13 protein-coding genes are annotated in these 16762 nt (G+C 69.2%); 8 read left to right on the forward strand and 5 right to left on the reverse strand.

Annotated elements, in window-relative coordinates; genetic code table 11:
* Window positions 1–94: 94 nt before the first annotated feature.
* Window positions 95–655 (reverse strand): hypothetical protein, encoded by a 561-nt coding sequence (locus tag DEW08_RS00120; RefSeq protein ID WP_211107074.1) that lies wholly within the window; start codon window positions 653–655, stop codon window positions 95–97.
* A gap of 128 nt (window positions 656–783) precedes the next feature.
* Here DEW08_RS00120 and DEW08_RS00125 point away from each other — a divergent pair, with 128 nt between their 5' ends.
* A complete protein-coding gene (locus DEW08_RS00125) occupies window positions 784–3159 on the forward strand; it encodes a penicillin acylase family protein (protein WP_245986023.1) in 2376 nt (791 codons plus the stop codon).
* A 31-nt stretch (window positions 3160–3190) separates the two neighbouring features.
* Window positions 3191–4405, forward strand: coding sequence for a threonine ammonia-lyase (locus DEW08_RS00130; RefSeq protein WP_109323513.1), 1215 nt, complete (start codon window positions 3191–3193; stop codon window positions 4403–4405).
* An 82-nt stretch (window positions 4406–4487) separates the two neighbouring features.
* On the opposite strand, the gene DEW08_RS00135 is transcribed toward DEW08_RS00130, so the two are convergent.
* Window positions 4488–4991 (reverse strand): flavin reductase family protein, encoded by a 504-nt coding sequence (locus DEW08_RS00135; protein ID WP_109323514.1) that lies wholly within the window; start codon window positions 4989–4991, stop codon window positions 4488–4490.
* 177 nt (window positions 4992–5168) lie between these two features.
* Between DEW08_RS00135 and DEW08_RS00140 the strand changes: the two genes are divergently transcribed.
* From DEW08_RS00140 to DEW08_RS00165, 6 genes are all read left to right on the forward strand, one after another.
* Entirely contained in the window at window positions 5169–6365 is a 1197-nt protein-coding gene (locus tag DEW08_RS00140) for a flagellar motor protein MotB (RefSeq protein WP_109323515.1), read from the forward strand.
* Between the two features lie 163 nt (window positions 6366–6528).
* Entirely contained in the window at window positions 6529–7998 is a 1470-nt protein-coding gene (locus DEW08_RS00145) for a circularly permuted type 2 ATP-grasp protein (protein ID WP_109323516.1), read from the forward strand.
* Complete coding sequence (locus DEW08_RS00150; protein WP_109323517.1) at window positions 7995–8972, forward strand: alpha-E domain-containing protein; 978 nt, start codon at window positions 7995–7997, stop codon at window positions 8970–8972. Before DEW08_RS00145 ends, DEW08_RS00150 begins: the two co-directional genes overlap by 4 nt.
* 36 nt (window positions 8973–9008) lie before the next feature.
* Window positions 9009–9821, forward strand: a complete 813-nt coding sequence (locus DEW08_RS00155) for an arginyltransferase (protein ID WP_109323518.1) — start codon at window positions 9009–9011, stop codon at window positions 9819–9821.
* 161 nt (window positions 9822–9982) lie between these two features.
* A complete protein-coding gene (locus DEW08_RS00160) occupies window positions 9983–10522 on the forward strand; it encodes a TRAP transporter small permease subunit (protein WP_109323519.1) in 540 nt (179 codons plus the stop codon).
* Window positions 10523–10541: 19 nt separating this feature from the next.
* Window positions 10542–12050 (forward strand): TRAP transporter large permease, encoded by a 1509-nt coding sequence (locus DEW08_RS00165; protein WP_109323520.1) that lies wholly within the window; start codon window positions 10542–10544, stop codon window positions 12048–12050.
* Window positions 12051–12211: 161 nt separating this feature from the next.
* Here the strand turns inward: DEW08_RS00165 and DEW08_RS00170 are convergent, their stop codons facing one another.
* From DEW08_RS00170 to recO, 3 genes are all read right to left on the reverse strand, one after another.
* Window positions 12212–13306 carry a TRAP transporter substrate-binding protein gene (locus DEW08_RS00170; RefSeq protein ID WP_109323521.1) on the reverse strand — a complete coding sequence of 365 codons (1095 nt, stop codon included), beginning with the start codon at window positions 13304–13306 and terminating at the stop codon, window positions 12212–12214.
* Window positions 13307–13780: 474 nt separating this feature from the next.
* Window positions 13781–16006: a DNA topoisomerase IV subunit A gene (gene parC, locus DEW08_RS00175; protein WP_109323525.1), complete on the reverse strand. Its 2226-nt coding sequence runs from the start codon at window positions 16004–16006 to the stop codon at window positions 13781–13783.
* A gap of 18 nt (window positions 16007–16024) precedes the next feature.
* A complete protein-coding gene (gene recO, locus DEW08_RS00180) occupies window positions 16025–16747 on the reverse strand; it encodes a DNA repair protein RecO (RefSeq protein ID WP_109323528.1) in 723 nt (240 codons plus the stop codon).
* Window positions 16748–16762: the final 15 nt, after the last annotated feature.

Below are 16762 nucleotides of genomic sequence, written 5' to 3' on the forward strand. Positions count from 1 at the left end.
GGGGATGCAATTCCGACTCGGCAAGCGTCCGTGCAATTCGTCACAATCAATACACGCGATGGGCGTGGCGCCATGACCTTGGCGGCGGGCGGGGTCAGGTCACCCACTGCCGGACGACGAGCGCCAGCGTCCGCGCCGCCTGCTTCACGCGCCGCGCCGCGGCGACCACCGCCAGCCAGGGCGGCAGCCCCTTCAGCCAGCCGAGCCAGGCCACCAGCCGGACATGGACCCAGGCGAAGGCCGGGATGGTCATCAGCTTGTCGCGGCCGAGGCGGAACAGCCGCTCCACCAGCGTGACCTTCAGCAGCTCGGCGACGGCGATGACCAGCGCGCCCTCCACCGGGCGGCCGGTGCCGACCAGCCAGGCGCCGACCGGCTTCGCCGGCTCCAGCACGATCAGCGGGACGAGGAAGAGGGCGAGCGTCGGATAGGGGCCGAGCCCGGAGACCCAGGCCGCGAAAAGGGCGAAGACGCGGCGGCGGCCGATCCAGGCGGCGAAGGGCCGGATCACCCAATAGACCAGCGCGTCGACCAGGAAGTACAGCAGCGCCAGCACCGTCACGACGGGGCGCAGGACCGTGCGCAAGGCCGCCCGGATCGGGGCATGCGGGCCGGTCGGGCCGGGGTTTCCCGGCGGCGGGCTGGGGTCGGTCATCGCGGTTCCCTCGTGGCGTCACGCCCCCTCCTTTTACCGACGGCACCCCCCTACCACCAAGGCAAGCCTTCTGTTGCCGGCGGCGGGCTGTCAGGCTGGACGCGATCGCCACCCCTGACGGAGCCCCGATGATCCGCCGCCTGTTCGCGCTGCTGTCCGCCCTGCTTCTCATCCTCCTGCTTGCGGTGCTGGGGGTCGGCGGCTTCCTGCTGTGGCTGTGGCTCGACCAGCCGGCGACCAGCGGCGCCGCCGCGGGGGCGGGCATGGAGAAGCCGGTGGAGGTGCTGCGCGATGCCCGGGGCATCCCCCACATCTTCGCGGCCGGCGAGCGCGACGCCTACCGCGCGCTCGGCTATGTCCACGCCCAGGACCGGCTGTGGCAGATGGAGATGACGCGCCGCGCCGGCGCCGGCCGGCTGGCGGAGCTGGTGGGCACCCGCCTCGGCGACTGGGCGCTGCGGCTCGACCGTTCCATGCGCACGCTCGGCCTCCATCGCGCGGCGGAACAGATGGAGGCCACCCTGTCGCCGGAGGCCAAGGCCGCCTTCACAGCCTATGCCGAGGGGGTGAACGCCTATCTGAAGACGCGGCGGGAACCGCTGCCGATCGAGTTCCAGCTCCTCCACCACGAACCGGAGCCCTGGCGCGTCGCCGACAGCCTCGTGTGGGCGAAGCTGATGGCGCTGCAGCTCTCCGGCAACTACCGGGAGGAGGGGGTGCGCGCCCGGCTGCTGCAGACCCTGTCGCCGCAGCAGGTGGAGGATCTGTTCCCGGCCGACCCGCCCGGCTCCCCCGTCACGCTGGCGGCGGCCTTCACCGGCGAGGAGCTGACCCGCGCGCTGGCCCTGCTGCCCGAGCTGGGCTTCGACACCGCCTCCAACGAATGGGTGCTGGACGGCAGCCGCACCACCACCGGCAAGCCGATCCTGGCCAACGATCCGCATCTGGGACTGGAGGCGCCGATCCTCTGGTACCTCGCGCGGATCGTGACGCCCGGCTTCACCGTGGCGGGCGCCACCGTACCGGGGGTGCCGCTGCATATCCTGGGGCACAACGGCCGCGTCGCCTGGGGCTTCACCACCACCCACAGCGACACCCAGGACCTGTTCATCGAGAAGATCGACCCGGCCGATCCGACCCGCTACCTCGTTCCCGGCGGCAGCCGGCCCTTCGCCAGCCGCACCGAAGCCATCCGCATCGCCGGCGCGGCGGAGGAGCGGCTGACGGTGCGCGAGACGCGGCACGGTCCGGTCGTCTCCACCCTGCTGGACGGCGCCGGCGGCGCGCCGCCGGACCATGTGATGGCGCTGGCCTTCCCCGGCCTTGCCGGCGACGACAGCTCCGCCGAGGCGCTCTACCGCCTGAACCACGCGGCCGACGCGGCGGCGGTGCGCGAGGCGCTGCGCCTGCATGTCGCCCCGCAGCAGAACGTCGTCTATGCCGACACCGCCGGCACGGTCGGCTTCCTCGCCCCCGCCCGCGTGCCGATCCGCCGCAGCGGCGACGGACGGGTGCCCGTCCCCGGCTGGACCGGGGAGCATGACTGGACCGGCTTCATCCCCTTCGACGAGCTTCCCCAGGCGGTCAACCCGCCGTCCGGCCAGTTCGTCAACGCCAACAACGCGGTGGTCGGGCCGGGCTACCGCCACCACCTCGCCGCCGACTGGCCCGACCCGTCGCGCGCCCGCCGCATCGTCGAGATGCTGGGGACCGGCAGCCATTCGGTAGAGCAGGTCGCCGCCCAGCAGATGGACGCCGTCTCCCTGCCCGCCCGCGAGCTGCTGCCGGCCCTGCTGGAGCTGGCCTCCACCGACGGCCGGGCGGGCGAGGCGCTGGCCCTGTTGAAGGGCTGGGACGGCCGGATGGACCGCAACCGGCCGGAGCCGCTGATCTTCGAATCCTGGCAGCGCGAGCTGGTGCGCGTGATCTTCGCCGACGAGCTGGGCGAGGCCTTCCCCTCCTACTGGGACCTGCGGCCGGCCGCCGTGCTGCGGGCGCTGCGTCCGCCGGCCGGAACGGGCGGGCGCGGCTGGTGCGACGACGTCACCACCCCGACGCGGGAGAGCTGCAAGGACATGGTGGACGGGGCGCTGGCCGTCGCCCTGTCGCGCATCCAGGCCCGCCAGGGGCCGGACATGCGGTCCTGGCGCTGGGGGACGGAGCATCGCGCGGCGCTGAACCACCGGCTGCTCGGCGCCATCCCGCTGGTGAAGGATCTGCTCGACCTGTCCATCGAGACCGACGGCGGCTTCTTCACCGTGAATCGCGGCACGACGCGGATCCGCGATTCCGCGGCCCCCTTCGCCCATGTCCACGGCGCCGGCTACCGCGCCGTGTATGACCTCGCGGACCTGGACAACTCGCGGTTCGTCATCGCCACCGGACAGTCGGGAAATCCCTTCTCCCGGCACTGGGGGACCTGGTTTCGACCTGGCGGGACGGGGGCTCGTTGCGTCTGGCCGGCGACCGTGGCACGCTGGCGGCGGCAGGGGCGGAGGTGCTGACTCTCACACCACGCAACGTCGGGACACAGGAATGACCATCACGTTGGACGACGTGCGCGCCGCCGCGGCGCGCATCGCGGGCCACATTTCCGCAACGCCGGCCGTGCCGGCGCCGCGGCTATCGGAACTGGCGGGCTGTACGATCCACCTGAAGCTGGAAAACCAGCACGCCACGGGCGCTTTCAAGGAGCGCGGCGCCGTCAACAAGCTGCTGTCGCTGAGCGAGGCCGAACGGCAGGCCGGCGTGATCGCCATGTCGGCCGGCAACCACGCCCAGGCGGTGGCCCGCCATGCCGGGCTGCTCGGCATCCGCTCGACCATCGTCATGCCCAACTTCACCCCCTTCACCAAGGTGGAGCGGACGCAGAGCCTGGGGGCGACCGTCCGGCTGCACGGCGACACGCTGAGCGACGCCGGCGCCTTCGCCAACGAGCTGGCGAAGCAGGAGGGCTACGTCTTCGTCCATCCCTATGACGACCCCTACATCGCCGCCGGCCAGGGCACCGTCGCGCTGGAGTTCCTGGAGGCGGTGCCGGCGCTCGACACGCTGGTGGTGCCGATCGGCGGCGGCGGGCTGATGGCCGGCATCGCCGTGGCCGCCAAGGCGCTGAAGCCCGAACTGCGGCTGGTCGGCGTGCAGTGCAGCTTCTATCCCGCCATGCGGCAGGCGCTGGCCGGCAAGCCGATCGTCTGCGGCGGCGCCACCATCGCCGAGGGCATCGCCGTCAAGGCGCCCGGCGGGCTGACCCTGCCGATCATCCGCGAGCTGGTGGACGAGGTGGTCGAGGTCGGCGAGGCGCGGCTGGAGGAGGCGGTCTTCCGCCTCGCCACCATGCAGAAGACGGTCGCCGAGGGCGCCGGGGCGGCCGCCCTGGCGGCGGTGCTGGACAACCCGTCGCTGTTCGCCGGCCGCAGCGTCGGCGTGGTGGTCTCCGGCGGCAACATCGACGCCCGCATCCTGGCGCAGGTGATGATGCGCGGGCTGGTCTACGAGGGGCGGATCGTCCGGCTGCGCATCGGCATCACCGACGCCCCCGGCGCGCTGGCCCGCGTCGCCCGGCTGCTGGGCGAGGCCGGCGCCAACATCGTGGAGGTGCACCACCAGCGCCTGTTCCACAATGTGCCGGTGAAGATGGCCGAGGTGGACGTCGTGCTGGAGACCCGCGACCAGAGCCATGTCCGGTCGCTGATCGCCGTGCTGCGCGAGGGCGGCTTCCCGACCGAGCTGATGAACGAGGTGTCGTGAGGGCGGTCGGCGCCCCTGCAGGCGATCCGGAGTGTCAGGGGGCGGGCCGGAAGGTCCGCGCCGTGGGCTCCGGGTTCGCGTCCTACTCCGCCAGCGCCGCGTAGCCGCCGCGGAAGTAGAGAAGCGGCCTGCCGTCCGGACGGGAGGCCAGGCGGCGGACGCGGCCGACGACGATGACGTGGTCGCCGGCGTCGAACAGGTGCTCGCGGTCGCATTCCAGCGAGGCGAGGCAGCCGGCGAGGATCGGCACGCCGCTGTCCCAGCGCTCCACCGCCACGCCGCCCCAGCGCTCCTGCTGCTCGCGGCGGGAGAAGCGGACGGACAGGTCCTCCTGGTCGTCGGCCAGGATGTTGACGGCAAAGGACGGGGCGGCGGTGAAGGCGGCGAAGGACTGCGCCGCGCGGCCCAGGCAGAACTGCACCAGCGGCGGGTCGAGCGAGACGGAGGAGAAGGAGTTGACCGTCACGCCGACCGGCTGGCCGTCCGGCTCCAGGGTGGTGACGACCGCGATTCCGGTGGCGAAGCATCCCAGCGCACTGCGGAAGGAGCGGGCATCGAAGGGGGAGGCGACGGTCGTGGCAGTCATGGCAGCCTGTGCTGGCTCTGCGGAAACGGGCGAGGCTCCGGGCTTATCCCAGCGGGGCGCCGGGTGCAAGCCGCAACTGCCCGGTCCCGAGCGTTAAACTGATCTTAAGGAAGCTGTCGCACCGTTCGATCGCGTCAACCGGCCGCGTCGACCGCCGGCCCCGTTCCTGCGGACAGCATGGCCTCGAACCAAGGCGGCTCCGAACAGCCGATCATCATCAAGAAGAAGAAGGGTGGCCATGGCGGCCACCACGGCGGCGCCTGGAAGGTGGCCTATGCCGACTTCGTGACCGCGATGATGGCCTTCTTCCTGCTGCTGTGGCTGCTGAACGTCACGACCTCGGACCAGCGCAAGGGCATCGCCGACTATTTCTCCCCGGTGTCGGTCAGCCGCGAACAGTCGGGCTCCGGCGGCATGCTGGGCGGCAAGACCATCACCGCGCCGGGCGCGCAGATTTCCCCCTCCTCGCCGATGTCCTCCAGCGCCTCGGTCTCCGGCCCGCCCGGCTATTCCTCGCAGGAGACGGAGGACGCCGACGACCCGACCGAGGCGGCGAGCAACGGTCCGGCGACCGAGGCCGGCCCCGGGGCGGGAACCGGCCCGGGCAACAGCACCGGCGCCGGTGCCGGCAACGCCTCCGGCGCTGGCTCCGGCGCCGAGCAGAAGCCGAACGAGACGCGGCTGCAGTACCAGCAGCGGCTGGAGGAGACGGCCAAGCAGCTGGGCATCCCCGGCCAGAAGCCGGGGGAGAAGCTGTCCGACTTCGCCGAGCGGGTGAAGGAGGCGGGCGAGAAGCTGCAGGACGCCCAGATGGAGGCGCGCCAGTTCCAGCAGGCCGCCACCGAGATCCGCCAGGCCATCCAGTCGGTCCCGGAGCTGGAGCCGCTGGCGCAGAACCTGATGATCGACCAGACGCCGGAAGGCCTGCGCATCCAGATCGTCGACCAGGACCGCGTGTCGATGTTCCCGGGCGGCTCGGGCCAGATGTATCCGCAGACCCGCCAGCTCGTCACCCAGGTCGCCAAGGCGCTGGCGAAGCTGCCCAACAAGCTGTCGATCAGCGGCCACACCGACGGCACCCCCTTCCCCGCCGGCTCCGGCCGGGACAACTGGGACCTGTCGTCGGAACGCGCCAACGCCACCCGCCGGGCGCTGATCGCCGGCGGCATCGACGAATCCCGCATCCAGGACGTGGTCGGCCGGGCCGACCGCGAGCCGCTGGTCGCCGACCAGCCGGGCAGCCCGCGCAACCGACGGGTCAGCATGGTGCTACTGCGGGAGACCCAAACGGTCCCGCCCGCGCCGGGCGGCGCCTCCGCCTCCGGTGCAGCGCCCGCGACCAAAGCCTCACCGGCGCCAGCACCTAAGCGCTAGCTTCCTGGCGGGCCGCATCGCAATTCTCCTCTTTTGACATTGCGTCGCACAATGACGGGCGTGTTTCACCTGTTCAAGGCGCGCGGCGATAGGTCATACTCCTTAACGCAAGCCTTGCCGATCGGCCGGCTGACCATGGTCCGTGACTAGCGCGGGGGAGTCCGTGAGCGTACCCGAGGCCAAACCTACTGACCTTTTGTCGTCCTACGATCCCGGCCCTTACCATGACGAGCTGTTCGGCGGCCGGGACTGTCCCGCCGACCACGCCGCCCTGATCCGCCAGCGATTGTCGGGGCTCGATTTCGAGGAGCTGCGCCGCCGCGCGCAGGATGCGGAGCGGGAGCTCTACAACCTCGGCATCACCTTCCTGGTCTATTCGGACAAGGAGGCGGTCGACCGGATCCTGCCCTTCGACATCATCCCCCGCGTGATCTCCGCCGCCGAGTGGAGCCATCTGGAGGCCGGGGTCAAGCAGCGCGTCGCGGCGCTGAACCTCTTCCTCCACGACATCTACCACGACCAGAAGATCCTGAAGGACGGCGTCGTCCCGCGCGACCTGGTGGAGCGCAACGCCAATTTCCGCCCGCAGATGGTCGGGCTGGACGTGCCCTTCGACACCTACATCCACATCATGGGCACCGATCTGGTGCGCGACCGCCAGGGCACCTTCCGCGTGCTGGAGGACAACGGCCGCGTGCCGTCCGGCGTCTCCTACGTGGTCGAGAACCGGCACATGATGCAGCGGGTCTTCCCCGACCTGATGCAGGACATCGGCATCCGCCCGGTCGACAATTACGGCCACAAGCTGCTGGAAGCGATGATGGAGATCGCGCCGCAGGGGGTGGTCGACCCGCAGGTCGTGCTGCTGTCGCCCGGCAGCTACAACTCCGCCTATTTCGAGCACATCTTCCTGGCGCGCGAGATGGGCGTGCCGCTGGTCGAAGGGCGCGACCTGGTGGTGGAGAACGACCGCGTCTACATGAAGACGACCAACGGCCTCGCCCCGGTCCATTCGATCTACCGCCGCCTGGACGACGCCTTCCTCGACCCGCGGGCCTTCAACCCCGACAGCCTGCTGGGCGTTCCCGGCATCCTGGAGGCCTACCGCAAGGGCAACGTGGCGCTGGCCAACGCCATCGGCACCGGCGTCGCCGACGACAAGGCGGTCTATTGCTACGTGCCGCGGATGATCAAGTACTACCTGGACCAGGAGCCGATCATCCCCAACGTCGACACCCGCATCTGCCGCGAGCCCGACGCGCTGCAGTACACGCTGGACCATCTGGCGGACCTGGTGGTCAAGCCGGTGGGCGAGGCCGGCGGCTACGGCATCACAATCGGCCCGCGCGCCAGCAGGGCCGAGCTGGAGGAATGCCGGGCGAAGCTGCTGGCCGATCCGGCCAACTACATCAGCCAGCCGGTGGTCGACCTGTCGGTCTGCCCGACCGTGACCGACGACGGGATCGAGCCGCGCCACGTCGACCTGCGTCCCTTCGCCATCACCGGCAGGAGCACCTGGGTGCTGCCCGGCGGCCTGTCGCGCGTCGCACTGAAGAAGGGCACGCTGATCGTCAACTCCTCCCAGGGCGGCGGTTCCAAGGACACCTGGGTTCTGGAAGGGGGTGCGGCATGAACCTGCTCGCCCGGTATGCCGAGTGCATTTTCTGGATGGCCCGCTACATGGAGCGGGCGGAGAATCTCGCCCGCATCCTCGATGTGCACGAGACCTTCGCCCGCGACACCCGCGGCGCCACAAACTGGTTCTCCATCGTCCAGCTCAACGCCGACGAGAAGGACTTCTTCAGCCGCCACGACCGGCCGACGGCGGAGGCGGTGATCCACTATTACATGTTCGACCCGCAGGCGCCCAACTCGCTGCTGTCGATGCTGCGGATGGCGCGGGAGAACGCCCGGACGCTGCGCCCCTGGATCTCGACCGAGATGTGGACGCAGATCAACGTCTTCCACAAGAAGCTGCAGGAGATGTCGGCGCGGGACGTCCCGATGCCGAACCTGTCCAAGGTCTGCACCTGGATCAAGGAGGAGTGCCAGACCCACACCGGCATCACCGAGGGCACCTTCTACCGCGACCAGGGCTGGTACTTCTATCAGCTCGGCAAATACATCGAGCGGGCCGACCAGACCACGCGGCTGCTGGACATCAAGTACCACACGCTGCTGCCCTCGCCGATGGAGGTCGGGTCGACGCTGGACATCAGCCAGTGGATGACGGTGCTGCGCTGCACCGCCGGCTACCACGCCTTCCGCCGCGTCTATCCGCGTGGCATGACGCCCGCCACGGTGGCCGGCTTCATGCTGTTCAACGAGGGCTTCCCGCGGTCGGTGGTGATGTGCGTCCGCCAGATCGACGGGGTGCTGACCCGGCTGCGCTCCCGCTACGAGCTGCGCGGCGGCAGTGCGGCCATGGAGCGGGTGGACGAGCTGCTGGCCGGCCTGCTGTCCCGCCCGATCGAGGGCGTGCTGCGCGACGGGCTGCACGAGTATCTCGACTGGATCCAGCTTCAGATGAACGGCGTCACCAACGAAATCGGACAGGCCTTCTTCGGGCTGGACGCGCCGCTGGCCGTAACGGAACAGTCGCAGTAATCTGGGAGCCGTGGGTCCAAGCACACCGTAGGCGAAATGTCGGTCATCCAGCCGCCGCAACGCCCGTTGCAGCAATTCTTCCGGTCGGGGCCGATGCCCTGCCCCTACCTGCCGGGACGGGTGGAGCGCAAGCTGTTCACGCGGCTGATCGGCCCGTACGCGGCGGAGGTGAACTCCACCCTGTCGCGTGCCGGGTTCCGGCGCAGCCACGACATCGTCTACCGCCCCGTCTGCCCCAACTGCCACGCCTGCGTGCCCGTCCGCGTCCCGGTGGCGGAGTTCGAGCCGACCCGCTCGCAAAAGCGCGTGCTGAAGCTGAACCAGGACGTCCGGCTGACCGAGCGGCCGGCCTACGCCACGGCGGAGCAGTACCGCCTGTTCGCCGGCTACCAGGCCTCGCGCCACGGCGATTCCGACATGGCGCGCATGGCCATGGGCGACTTCGCCGCCATGGTGGACGAGGGACGGGCCGACACCGGCCTGCTGGAGGCGCGCGACGCCACCGGCCGGCTGATCGGCTGCATGCTGATCGACCGGCTGACCGACGGCTTCTCGGCGGTCTACAGCTTCTACGACGCGCGGCAGGAACGGCGCAGCCTGGGCACCTTCATGATCCTCGGCCTGATCGAGCGGGCGCGCGCGGAAGGGCTGCCGCACGTCTATCTCGGCTACTGGATCGAGCAGAGCCGCAAGATGGCCTACAAGGTGCGGTTCCAGCCGCTGGAGGCGCTGGGACGCGACGGCTGGTACCGGATGAAGGCCGATCCCGCCCCTGACCGGCACCTTGGCAGCAGCGGCAAGCGTCACCTCTACGGGATTCTACGTAGCTCCTTCGTATCCCTTGCGTGAACCGGCCGCGCGGGGAATAGTCCTGCGGTTTCATGCCACTTAGTGGTAGTCTGTCCGGCCGAATGGCCTCTGACGCCGGGCCTAGCCGACGTCGCGAAAGTGGACATTACAAAAGGCAATGCGGCACAAAGAGCCGCAGCAATAAACAGGGAGGTCCTCCGTTGAGAGTCCTGCTCGCGCTCAGCAGGCTGATCGATGCCGTCAACGATGGGATCGGGAAGCTGACCTATTGGCTGGTGCTGTTGGCCGTCCTCGTCAGTTCCGGCAACGCCGTGATCCGCTACAGCCTCAACCACAGCTCGAATGCGTGGCTGGAACTGCAGTGGTACCTGTTCTCCGCGGTGTTCCTGCTCTGCGCCGGCTACACGTTCCTGCGCAACGAACATATCCGGATCGACATCATCCTGGGCCGCTTCTCCAAGCGGGTGCAGGCCTGGGTCGACATCTTCGGCATCCTCGTCTTCATGTTCCCGATGACGATCCTCATCATGGTCCTGTCCTGGCCGATGTTCATGGACAGCTACCTGACGAACGAGATGTCGAGCGACGCCGGCGGCCTGATCCGCTGGCCCTCCAAGTTCCTGGTCCCGGCCGGCTTCTTCCTGCTGACCCTGCAGGGCGTGTCCGAGCTGATCAAGCGCATCGCCTATCTCGCCGGCGCGATCGACGAGCCGGGCGAGAAGATGCACGGCCACTCCTGACGGCGCGGGATTTCAGACGATGACGCATTTCCTGATCGAGAATATGGCGCCGCTGATGTTCGCGGCGCTGATGCTCTTCCTGTTGATGGGGTTCCCCGTCGCCTTCGCGCTGGCCGCCAACGGGCTGGTCTTCGGCCTGATCGGCATCGAGCTGGGGCTGCTGACGCCGGCCCTGTTCCAGGCCCTGCCGGAACGCGTGTTCGGCATCATGCGCAACGACACGCTGCTGGCGATCCCCTTCTTCACCTTCATGGGACTGATCCTCGAACGGTCGGGCATGGCGGAAGACCTGCTCGACACGATCGGACAGCTCTTCGGGCCGCTGCGCGGCGGCCTCGCCTATGCGGTGATCTTCGTCGGCGCGCTGCTGGCGGCGACCACCGGCGTGGTGGCGGCCTCCGTCATCTCGATGGGCCTGATCTCGCTGCCGATCATGCTGCGCTACGGTTACGACCGGCGCATCGCGTCTGGCGTCATCGCCGCGTCGGGCACGCTGGCGCAGATCATCCCGCCGTCGCTGGTGCTGATCGTGCTGGCCGACCAGCTCGGCCGGTCGGTCGGCGACATGTATGCCGGCGCGCTGATCCCCGGCCTGGTGCTGACCGGCCTCTATGCCGGCTACATCCTGGTGATGACCATCATCAAGCCGGAGTGCGCCCCCGCCTTGCCGCCGGAGGCCCGCTCGCTGCGCGGCGCCCAGCTCCTGCTGCGCGTCCTGACCTCGCTGGTCCCGCCGCTGGTGCTGATCTTCCTGGTGCTGGGCACCATCTTCATCGGCGTCGCCACCCCGACCGAGGGCGGCGCCATGGGCGCCACCGGCGCCATGCTGCTGGCGCTGGCCAAGCGCAAGCTGAGCTTCGGCCTGCTGAAGCAGGCCATGGACAGCACGGCCAAGCTGTCGAGCTTCGTCCTGTTCATCCTGATCGGCTCCACCGTCTTCGGCCTGGTGTTCCGCGCGGTGAACGGCGACCTGTGGGTCGAGCATCTGATGACCAGCCTGCCGGGCGGCCAGCTCGGCTTCCTGATCGTCTGCAACATCCTGATCTTCCTGCTGGCCTTCTTCCTCGACTTCTTCGAGCTGGCCTTCATCATCGTGCCGCTGCTGGGGCCGGTGGCGGACAAGCTGGGCATCGACCTGATCTGGTTCGGCGTGCTGCTTGGCGTCAACATGCAGACCAGCTTCATGCACCCGCCCTTCGGCTTCGCGCTGTTCTTCCTGCGCAGCGTCGCCCCGCGCACCGACTACATCGACAAGGTGACGGGCAAGCTGACGGAGAAGATCACCACCGCGCAGATCTACTGGGGTGCCGTGCCCTTCGTCGTCATCCAGGTCATCATGGTGGCGATCGTCATCAGCTTCCCCGAGCTGGTCAGCGCCGGCCTGGACAAGCAGGCTCCGATCGACCTCGACAAGGTGAAGATCGAGATCCCCGCCTTCGACAGCGGAACGGACGGCCCGCCGGCCTTCCCCGGCCAGCAGGAGGATGATCCGAACGCCGACATCATGAAGCAGCTTCAGCAGAAGTAACGCTGCGATCCAACCGCCAGAGGGCTCAGGAGCGATCCTGGGCCCTTTTCCTTTGCCGCCATCCGGTGCAGCGCCGCCATCCGGCACGGCCACGAACGGAAGAGGGGCAAAAAGAAAAGCCCCGCTTTCGCGGGGCCTTCCAGGTCGCTCCGGAGAGCGGCTTACTTCTTCGCCAGCGGCGGAGCGCTGTAGACGAAGCGGTCGAAGCTGTATTCGGCAACGCGGAACCACAGGTACTCGTCCTCGCGGAACTTGCGCCACTGCTCGTAGACCTTGCGGAACTTCTCGTTCTTCGCAGCCTCTTCCTCGTAGGTGTCGATGGCCGCCTGGAAGCAGGCCTGCAGCACCTCGTTCGGGTAGGGCCGGAGCTGCGTGCCGGAGGCGACGAGCCGCTTCACCGCGAGCATGTTCTGGACGTCGTACTTGCCGGTCATGTCCAGGGTCGCCTCGGCGCAGGCGGCCTCCAGCGCGGCCTTGTAGTGCTTCGGCAGCGTCTCGTACTGGCTGATGTTGGTGAGGAAGGAGACCTGCGGCCCGCCTTCCCACCAGCCCGGATAGTAGTAGTACTTGGCGACCTTGTTGAAGCCGAGCTTCTCGTCGTCATAGGGGCCGACCCACTCGGCGCCGTCGATGGTGCCCTTCTCCAGCGCCGGATAGATGTCGCCGCCGGCGATCTGCTGCGGCACGACGCCGAGACGCGACATGATGGTGCCGGCATAGCCGCCGATGCGGAACTTCAGGCCCTTCAGATCCTCGACGGTCTTGATTTCCTTGCGGAACCAGCCGCCCATCTGGGTGCCGGTGTTGCCGGCGGCGAACTGGATGATGTTGTAGCCCTTGAAGAACTCCCGCATCAGCTCCCGGCCGCCGCCATGGGTCATCCAGGCGTTCTGCTGGCGGGCGTTCAGGCCGAAGGGCATCGCGCTGTCGAAGGCGAAGGTCGGATCCTTGCCGACATAATAGTAGGAGACGGTGTGGCCGCACTCCACCGTGTTGTCCTTCACCGCGTCCAGCACCTGCAGGCCCGGGACGATCTCGCCGCCGGCGAACACGCGGATCTGGAACTTGCCCTCGGTCAGTTCGGCGACGCGGCGGGCGACGAACTCGGCACCGCCATAGATGGTGTCCAGGCTCTTGGGGAAGCTGGAGGCGCACCGCCACTTGATTTCGGGGTTGCTCTGGGCGATGGCCGGAGCGGCCAGCGTGCTGGCGGCGACACCGACGCCGGCGGAGGTCAGAAAGGCGCGACGTTTCATTCAAAGGCTCCCTTGTTCATTCTGTTCTTCGCGTGCGTCCGAAGACATCCATGCCCGATGCTCCGGCAACCGCGCGCAGCGGCCGGGATACGGGACGAGCAGTGAAGGCGGGGAGACATAAGGATGCACACTCGGCCATCCCGGACGGCGCACCGCCGCCGGCCACGGCCGCTGTGCACCACCCGTGGTGGCGCACCAGACCGCACGCAGTCCCGGTGGTCATGCGTCTCCTCCCTGTCCGTCCGGGCTAACCGCCGGCCTCGCGACCGATCCGTCCCAGCTTCGTTTTGCCGACCCAACTATGCAGGAAACAAGCAGATCCGATCAAGGCCAACCGACGAGTCCATGCCTGATTCCAGTGACTTATTGGCCGGGTACGAAAAGGCGGAAACGAACTCGCCCCGCCGGCGGGGGCCGGCGGGGCGATTCGCGCGTCCGATGTGGCGGAGCGGCGGACTGAACCGCCCCGGCGGATCAGGTGAAGCGGTTCACCTTGGGGAAGCCGTTGGGCGGCATCTTGCCGACCCCGGCGCGGTCGCCCAGCCAGCCGGTCAGGTCGGTGACGCGGAACTCCCGCTCGCCGTGCTTCCAGCTCAGCCCCTCGGCCAGCACGAAGGTCTTCAGGTCGGACAGGCTGGCGTCCTTGTATTTCTGAAGCTGCACCCCCTTGCCGCGGGCCAGCACCGGCACCTGCTCCAGCGGGAAGACCAGGAGCTTGCGGTTGTTGCCGATCACCGCCACATGGTCGCCCTCGACCGGTCGGCAGACCTTGGCCTCCTTGCCGGACTCCAGGTTCAGCACCTGCTTGCCGCTGCGCGTCTGGGCGACGACCTCCGCCTCCTCCACCTGGAAGCCGCGGCCGTCCTCCGACGCCACCAGCAGCTTGCGGCCGGGCTGGTGGGGGAACAGGGCCACGATGTCCGTGTCGTTGCCGAGGTCGATCATCAGCCGCACCGGCTCGCCGAAGCCGCGGCCGCGCGGCAGCTTGTCCACCGCCAGCGTGAAGAACTTGCCGTTGGTGGCGAAGACCAGCAGCTTGTCCGTCGTCTCGCAGGGGATGATGAAGCCCTTGGAGTCGCCGTCCTTGTACTTGACGTCGTCGCGCTCGGCCTCGGTCAGGTGGCCGCGCACGGCGCGGATCCAGCCCTTGGAGGAGCAGATGACGGTGACCGGCTCGCGCTCCACCATGGCGTCGAGCGGCACGTCGACCAGGGCCGGGGCGTCGGCCACGTCGGTGCGCCGCTTGCCGAGCGCGCCGCTGCCGAACTTCTTCCTGATCTCGGCGATCTCCTCGCCGATGCGCTTCCAGCGCCTGCCCTCGTCGGTCAGCAGCTCGGTCAGCGCCGTCTTCTCGGCGGTCAGCGCCTCGTTCTCGCGGCGGATCTCCATCTCCTCCAGGCGGCGCAGGTTGCGCAGCCGCATGTTGAGGATGGCCTCGGCCTGCACCTCGGTCAGCGAGAAGGCACGCATCAGCTCGGCCTTCGGCTCGTCCTCCTCGCGGATGATGCGGATGACCTCGTCCAGGTTCAGGTAGGCGACGAGATAGCCGCCCAGCACCTCCAGCCGGTGGTCGATCTGGCCCATCCGGTAGCGGGACCGGCGGACCAGCACCTCGTGCCGGTGGTCGAGGAAGGCCTGCAGCACCTCGCGCAGGTTCATCACGCGCGGGACATGGTCGGCGTCCAGCACGTTCATGTTCAGCGAGAAGCGGATCTCCAGGTCGGTCGCCTGGAACAGGGAGGCCATCAGGACCTCCGGATCGACGTTCCGGCTCTTCGGCACCAGGATCAGCCGGACGTCCTCCGCCGATTCGTCGCGGATGTCCTCCAGCAGGATCAGCTTCCGGGCGGTCAGCAGCTCGGCGATCTTCTCGACCAGCCGGGCCTTCTGCACCTGATAGGGGATCTCGGTGACGACGATCTGCCAGGTGCCCTGCCCCAGCTTCTCCACCGCCCAGCGGGCGCGCAGGCGGAAGGCGCCGCGGCCGGTGCGGTAGGCCTCCACCACGCCGTCGCGCGGCTCGACCAGGATGCCGCCGGTTGGGAAGTCCGGGCCGGGCATGAAGCCGACCAGCGTCTCGATCGACGCGTCGCGGTCCTTGATCAGGTGGCGCAGCGCGTCGCAGATCTCGCCGACATTGTGCGGCGGGATGTTGGTCGCCATGCCGACCGCGATGCCGCTCGACCCGTTGGCCAGCAGGTTGGGGAAGTTGGCCGGCAGGACCACCGGCTCGTCGCCGTCGCCGTCGTAGGTGGGGCGGAAGTCGACCGCGTCCTGCTCGATCCCCTCCAGCAGGGCCTTGGCGACCTCGGTCAGCCGGGCCTCGGTGTACCGCATGGCCGCGGCGTTGTCGCCGTCGATGTTGCCGAAGTTGCCCTGCCCGTCGATCAGCGGGTAGCGCACGGCGAAGTCCTGCGCCAGCCGGACCAGCGCGTCGTAGACCGAGGCGTCGCCGTGCGGGTGGAACTTGCCGATCACGTCGCCGACCACGCGGGCCGACTTCTTGGGCGGGGTGGTCGGCTCCAGCCGCAGCTGGCTCATGGCGAAGAGCAGCCGCCGGTGCACCGGCTTCAGCCCGTCGCGCACGTCGGGCAGCGACCGCGACATGATGGTCGACAGGGCATAGCTGAGGTAGCGCTCGCCGAGCGCGTCGGCCAGCGGCTTTTCCTGGATGTCGAGAGCGGGTTCTTGGGACTTCATGACGGTTCGATACCAGATCTAGGGCAGGCGCGCCACCGCATGCGCGTAGCGGTCCCGCAGACGGGTCCGGGCCGGCGGCAGCGGCCCGTTCAGCAGATGGCGTTCCAGGAAATGGGCGGTCAGGCGCAGCCCGCGCTCCACCTCCAGGGGGCCGCCGCCGCCCCGCCCGGCCAGGAAGTCGGGCAACGGCAGCAGCCGGTCGCGGTAGGGCTCGCCCGCCACGGCGGAGACGGCGCGTCCGGTGCGCGGGCTGACATAGGCGAGGTAGTCGTTGGCCCCGGTGACGGCGCAGCGGTCGAGGTCGAGGCCGAACCCCAGCTCCGCCAGAAGCCCCAGCTCCCACCGCACATAGGCCTCCGCCCAGGCCGGGGTGTCGAGCAGGCCGAACAGGGCGAGCATGCCGTCGAACAGGGCGGGGTGCGGCTCATGCTCCGGCAGGGCCGCCTCCACCAGGGCGCAGGCGCTGGCCAGCGCCGCCAGCACCAGCGGGTCGTCGAGCCAGGCGGCGGAATAGCCCTTCACCGGCTCCAGCGTGAAAGTGCCGAGATGCTCCGCCAGCCGGCCGCGCCAGCGGGCGGCGACCAGGGTGCCCGGCTCCAGCGTGCCGCGCTGGCGGCTCGACCGGCCGCCCATGACCAGCCCGCCGTGCCGCCCGTGCTCGCGGGTCAGCAGCGTGGCGACCGCCGATCCCTCCCCGTGCGGGCGGGCCGACAGAACGATGCCCTGGTCGGACCATTCCATAGGCCAAGCTCTAGC

The organism is Azospirillum thermophilum, assembly GCF_003130795.1.
Lineage (GTDB): Bacteria > Pseudomonadota > Alphaproteobacteria > Azospirillales > Azospirillaceae > Azospirillum > Azospirillum thermophilum.